General features: G+C 57.3%; 3 protein-coding genes. All 3 read left to right on the forward strand.

Annotation, left to right across the window (positions count from 1 at the left end; translation table 11 throughout):
• The first annotated feature begins 161 nt into the window (after nucleotides 1-161).
• Nucleotides 162-488, forward strand: a complete 327-nt coding sequence (locus tag AC1DER_RS17165) for a hypothetical protein (RefSeq protein ID WP_477248552.1) — start codon at nucleotides 162-164, stop codon at nucleotides 486-488.
• Between the two features lie 69 nt (nucleotides 489-557).
• Nucleotides 558-1,103: a hypothetical protein gene (locus AC1DER_RS17170; RefSeq protein WP_477248550.1), complete on the forward strand. Its 546-nt coding sequence runs from the start codon at nucleotides 558-560 to the stop codon at nucleotides 1,101-1,103.
• A 59-nt stretch (nucleotides 1,104-1,162) separates the two neighbouring features.
• Nucleotides 1,163-1,347: hypothetical protein (locus AC1DER_RS17175; RefSeq protein WP_477358201.1), on the forward strand; the 185-nt coding region annotated here is incomplete at its 3' end.

Genomic DNA, 1,347 nt, shown 5'->3' on the forward strand with positions numbered 1-1,347 from the left:
TTCACAGGCCTCCGCAAGCTGATACATTTCGGGCCGGGGAAGGTCTAGGACATTTCCGGCGGCAGTTCTCGGCTCCGGTCACGACACTAGGCCTAACAAGTCATTCAAGCCGACACCGCTCCGCGATGCGGCTTAACTCAGGCGTTAGGGGCGAGGTTGGGATGGAGTACATCACGCCACTTGAACTGACGGCCCTGCTCGTGTCGTTCTGGCTGCCAGTCTTCGCTTTGGCCGCAGTCTTTCAGTGGCGCTTGCTCGCTTCCGCGCCAAAGTCTGCGTTGTGGTTGCTTGCAGTAGTTCCCATTGAGGCATTGCTGGCATTCGCCATCTGGCTGTCTCCGCTCCATCGACTCTTCCCTAGACTGGGTTTTCTCGGTTCATTTCTCGAGATGGGCTCGCTTCCGTTGCAGGCGGCCATTCTGTCTGCGATTGTTATTACTGCAATCATTTGGATGGGTGGCGGCCGCGGTCAGCGGTCTGCCCCCTAACAATTCATTCAAGCCGAAGCCACTTCGTGGCTCGGCTTAACTCAGGCGTTAGACGTTTGCGGGGGAGCAATGGGCATTGTTGAAGTTTCAAAAGGCCGAGCGACGGTGTCGAGCGAGCTTGGTGGCCTACAAGTCGTCATCCCGTCGAAGAAGAACGTGTTCATCATCTTGTTCTTGTTCGCTTGGCTTGGTGGTTGGTTTTTCGGCGAAACGTCTGCAATCCGCTCGCTTGCAGAGCCAAAAGGGCAGGAGGTCGGCTTTCTAGCGTTTTGGCTTCTCGGATGGACAGTTGGTGGTGCATTCGCGGCTCTGACCTGGCTATGGAACGTCGCGGGCCGCGAAATTCTGCGATTTGGTTCTGGCAAATTCACCTACCGGCGAGCCATCGGGCCATTCGGGCTTACCAAGACCTACGACCTAATGCACGTGAAGGACATGCGCGCGGTACCGGCGCCGAGCGTTTTTCAAGGAAACAGAGGGCTTGGTGCTTGGGGGCTTGCCGGCGGTCAAATCGCGTTCGACTATGGCGCGTCGACCATAAATGTGGGCGCGGGGGTCGATGAAGCCGAAGCGAAGACCATCGTGCAGGCCGTCAGATCCAGGTACAACGTCTAACAAGTCATTCAAGCCGACACCGCTCCGCGGTGCGGCTTAACTCWGGCGTTAGGCCGCTCATGCAGGTTTCCGGTAGCCAATTAGATGAAGCATCCTTGGCCGCGTACGGTGCCGAGGCACTTCAACTCCTTGCCAATGGCAATATTTCTGCCTTGGCAGAGCGCTTTGGGTACGCCCTGGCGTATGACGAGCATCCGGCGAGTGTGATCCAAAGAGACTTGGCGTTGTCCCTTGCTTCAGTCGG

The organism is Lysobacter sp. 05T417 (assembly GCF_056396405.1).

What these genes read in the sequence shown, in the direction of transcription:
- AC1DER_RS17165 (WP_477248552.1), top strand. Translation starts at nt 162, where the DNA reads ATGGAGTACATCACGCCACTTGAACTGACGGCCCTGCTCGTGTCGTTC.
- AC1DER_RS17170 (WP_477248550.1), top strand. Translation starts at nt 558, where the DNA reads ATGGGCATTGTTGAAGTTTCAAAAGGCCGAGCGACGGTGTCGAGCGAG.